General features: G+C 49.0%; 3 protein-coding genes. 1 reads left to right on the forward strand and 2 read right to left on the reverse strand.

The features are described 5' to 3' along the window. Positions 1-404: 404 nt before the first annotated feature. The gene (locus ACY69O_RS03365; RefSeq protein WP_462332058.1) at positions 405-1,652 is read left to right on the forward strand and encodes an allantoate amidohydrolase; all 1,248 of its coding nucleotides are present in this window, start codon (positions 405-407) and stop codon (positions 1,650-1,652) included. A gap of 44 nt (positions 1,653-1,696) precedes the next feature. Here ACY69O_RS03365 and gatB read toward each other — a convergent pair whose 3' ends face one another. Together gatB and gatA are read right to left on the reverse strand one after the other, a co-directional pair. Beyond that, positions 1,697-3,136, reverse strand: coding sequence for an Asp-tRNA(Asn)/Glu-tRNA(Gln) amidotransferase subunit GatB (gatB, locus tag ACY69O_RS03370; RefSeq protein WP_462332059.1), 1,440 nt, complete (start codon positions 3,134-3,136; stop codon positions 1,697-1,699). Beyond that, a partial coding sequence (gene gatA, locus ACY69O_RS03375) for an Asp-tRNA(Asn)/Glu-tRNA(Gln) amidotransferase subunit GatA (RefSeq protein ID WP_462332060.1) occupies positions 3,133-4,466 on the reverse strand: 1,334 nt, incomplete at its 5' end. The genes gatB and gatA, both read right to left, overlap by 4 nt.

Genomic DNA, 4,466 nt, shown 5'->3' on the forward strand with positions numbered 1-4,466 from the left:
CAAGCTCATAAGCGCTGTATATTACATCGAGATCTGCTTCGGGCTGCGTTTTCCGTGCCAGCTCGATAATGTCTTCAATTGTTACGGTATCTGTTCCTTTATCATTCATCGGGTATCTCCCTATGATATATACTTTTCTTCAATATTTTGAGTATAACGCCTTCATTCAAGTTTTGCCAAGGGCAAAACTTCCTCTGTCAGCGTTTCAACTAGGCGGGATACATACTCACCGCCTGTTATTTGCCCCTGCCTCCACCTACAGAGGCAGTGGACATCTTTTGCCGAGTTATAACATCTGAGTAAATTTCTTTCCACGACAGACAACGATTTATTAACACTTTTCTTTACATTTTTTCATCATGGAAATAAAATAGAGTTGTTTAATCTTTGGGAGGGATACAACTGTGATTTCTAAAGAACGTTTATCAAAGCATTTCTCTGAGATGGAAAAAATCTCAACACCGAATGAAAAACCCGGCATCTTCCGCCTTGCCTTCTCCGACAGCGACTGGCAGGGACGCGAATATCTCATAAATCTTATGAAGGACGCAGGTCTTTCTATACGTATTGATTCCTTCGGCAATGTCATAGCACGCCGCGAAGGAAAAAATCCGTCCCTGCCTGCCATTATGTTCGGCTCTCACGGTGACAGCGTACCATCAGGCGGCAACTATGACGGTGTCCTCGGCGTTCTCGCTTCTATTGAGGTCATGCAGAGCCTTGAGGAAGAAAACTTCCAAAACGAACACCCGCTTGAAGCAGTTATCTTCATGTGCGAGGAATCCAGCCGCTTCGGAATGGCAGAGCTTGGCAGCCGCGTAATGCGCGGTGAGCTTTCCGCAGATGACCTTCATAACCTCAAGGGCAAGGACGGAAAATCTCTGTACGAGGTTTTGAAATCCAGAGACCTGTTCCCCGAAAAACTTTCCGAGGCCGTTTACAACGACCCGCTTAAAGCCTTTCTTGAGGTTCATATCGAACAGGGAAAGGTTCTCGAATACGAAAAGACACAGATTGGTGTCGTAACAGGCATCGCCGCTCCCACACGTATGCGTGTCTTCCTGCACGGCAAGGCAGACCACAGCGGAGCAACACCAATGGGAATGCGCTCCGATGCTCTGTGCGCCTCCGCTGAAATCACGCTGCTTGTTGAAAAGCTTGCTTCCGAGCAGCAGAATCCGCCCGCAGTCGGAACAGTAGGTATTCTCAATATTACTCCCGGTGTCATGAATGTTATCCCCGGTGACGCGGAAATGGGAATAGATATCCGCAGCATCGACAAAGACGCGAAAGCAAAGATTGTTGAAACCCTCAAAAAAGGAATCGAAATTGTCTGCAAAAAGCGCGATATTGACTACGAAATCAAGGTGATTTCCGACGAAACACCTGTCCCGCTTTCTGCTCCCGTGGTAGATTATTTAAGCTCCCTATGCGAAGAGGAAGGCGTTTCCTACAAGCGTATGCCCAGCGGCGCAGGTCACGATACAATGTTCTGGGCGCCCTACGCTCCCGCGGGAATGCTTTTCATTCCGTGCAAAAACGGCATAAGCCATAACCCTGCTGAGCACGCCGAAATGGACGATATCTACTGCGTCACAAAGCTTCTGGAAAAAGCAGTCAAAAAGCTGTCGCAGGAAAGCTTCAAAATCTGAACACAAAAAAAGAGAACCGCGTAAACGGTTCTCTTTTTTTGCCTTTATCCCAGCTTCTGTGCAAGCAGCTGATTTACCATCTGCGGATTTGCCTTGCCTTTGGACTGCTTCATAACCTGTCCGACAAGCGCCCCGATGGCTTTTTTGTTTCCGCTCTTGTAATCTTCAACCGGCTTCGGATTGTCAGCGATTACTTTATCGACAATCTCCTCGATTGCTTTCGTATCAGTAATCTGAACAAGCCCCTTTGCCTTGACGATTTCTTCAGGAGCGTCCTTGGAAGTCCACATTTCTTCAAAGACTGTCTTTGCTATCTTCGAGGAAATAGTTCCCTTTGTAATCATCTGAATCATCGCCGCAAGACGTGCAGGCTCCACAGGGGAATCTACGATAGTCTTGTTCTCAGCATTCAGATGCTTAGCAAGCTCGCCCATTATCCAGTTAGCCGCAAGCTTTGCATCAGCGCCGCCCGCAACGACCTCATCAAAGTATTCTGCCATCGGACGTGATGACGTGATAACGCCTGCATCATAATCCGAAAGGCCGTATTCTTTTTCAAGGCGTTCGCGTCGTGCGTCCGGAAGCTCAGGCAGCTCCTTGCGGTATGCCTCAATCTGCTCGTCCGTCGTGACGATTGGCGGAAGGTCAGGCTCCGGCATGTAGCGGTAGTCGTGAGCATCTTCCTTGCTGCGCATGGAAAGCGTAATTCCACGGTTCGGGTCCCATGTACGCGTTTCCTGCACAATGTGTCCGCCGTCCTCAAGAACCTCCGTCTGACGGTCAATCTCGTAGTCGATTGCGTCAACGAGGGATTTGAAGGAGTTGATGTTCTTCATTTCCGTACGGGTTCCCAGCTCTTTTGAGCCTACAGGACGAATGGAAACGTTAACATCGGCGCGGAGGTTGCCCTCCTCCATGCGGCAGTTGGAAACATCGATGTATTCCATGATTGCCTTGATTTTTTCCATGTATGTACGCGCTTCCTCAGCTGTGTGCATATCCGGCTCGGATACGATTTCAAGCAAAGGAACGCCGGTACGGTTGTAATCAACATTTGAAGACGCGGAATCCTTGATGGTGTTTCCGGAGTGAACCAGTTTTCCTGCGTCCTCCTCCATGTGGATACGTGTAAGGCGGACACGTTTCTTTTCGCCCTCTACATCAATATCTACCCAGCCATGTTCCGCAATCGGCAGGTCATACTGAGACGTCTGCCAGTTTTTCGGAAGGTCAGGATAGTAGTAGTTTTTGCGGTCGAATTTGCTGAACTTATTGATTGTGCAGTTCGTTGCAAGTCCTGCCTTGATACCGAACTCAACAACACGTTTGTTGATGGTTGGGAGAACACCCGGAAGTCCGAGGCAGACCGGGCAGACGTGCGTGTTCTGGTCGCCGCCGAAGCCCGTTTCGCAGCCGCAGAAAATCTTTGTATTTGTTTTTAATTCGCAGTGAATTTCAAGTCCGATGACTGCTTCGTATTTCATGCTTCAGCACCTCCGAGTTCTGCCATTTCCTTATGGAAGGACTGGCTCTGTTCATACGTATAAGCCGTACGAAGAAGCGTTGCTTCGTCCAGAGGTTTGCCGATGAGCTGAAGTCCGATAGGCATGTGCTTCTGACTGTATCCGCACGGAACAGAGATACCCGGCAGACCTGCCAGATTCAAAGGTACTGTGCAGATATCCTGCAGATACATCTTCAACGGGTCAGAAATCATTTCTCCGATTTTATATGCCGGTGTCGGTGCAGTCGGAGCCGCAATTACATCAACCTTTTCAAATGCGTCTGTATAATCCTTCTGAATAAGCGTACGTACCTTCAGCGCTTTCAGATAGTATGCGTCATAATAGCCTGCGGAAAGAGCATAGTTGCCGATCATAATACGACGTTTTACCTCTTCGCCGAAAAGCTTGCTGCGCGTATTCGTCATGAGCTCGACAACATCAGCACCGTCAACACGCTCGCCGTAGCTGATTCCGTCATAACGCTCAAGATTTGTAGCAGCCTCTGCCGGTGCAATCAGATAGTACGTGGAGATTGCATATTTCGTATGCGGCAGGGAAACTTCCACAATCTCAGCGCCGAGAGACTTGAGCTGTTCAATGGCATTGCGGACAGCCTTTTCTACATCCGGGTCCATTCCGTCAACGAAATATTCCTTCGGAAGTCCGATTTTGAGACCTTTAACATCCTGAACAAGAGCCTTTGTATAGTCAGGAACCTCAGCAAAGCTTGAGGTAGAATCCATGTCGTCATGGCCTGCAATAACATTGAGAACATTAGCGCAGTCAGTAACATCACGGGTGATAGGTCCGATCTGGTCCAAAGAGGACGCATAAGCCACAAGACCATAGCGGGAAACACGGCCGTAAGTCGGCTTCATGCCTACAACACCGCAGAAGGAAGCCGGCTGACGGATAGAACCGCCTGTATCGGAGCCAAGAGCAAAAATTGCGCTTCCCGAAGCAACAGCCGCAGCGCTGCCGCCTGAGCTTCCGCCCGGTACACACTCTGTATTCCACGGGTTATGCGTCGGATAGAAACCTGAATTTTCCGTAGAACCGCCCATTGCAAACTCATCAAGGTTTGCCTTGCCCACGAGAACAGGAGACTCCTTCTGAAGCTTCGTTACGACAGAAGCATCATAAGGCGGAACAAAATTTTCAAGAATTTTGGACGCGCAGGTCGTACGAACACCCTTTGTGCAGATGTTGTCCTTTACTGCGCCCGGAATACCTGCGAGAAAAGGAATATTCTCCCCTGCAGCTATCTTTTCATCTACGGCTTTAGCCTGCTCAAGAGCCTGCTCCTTCG

Source organism: Schwartzia sp. (in: firmicutes) (assembly GCF_978017985.1).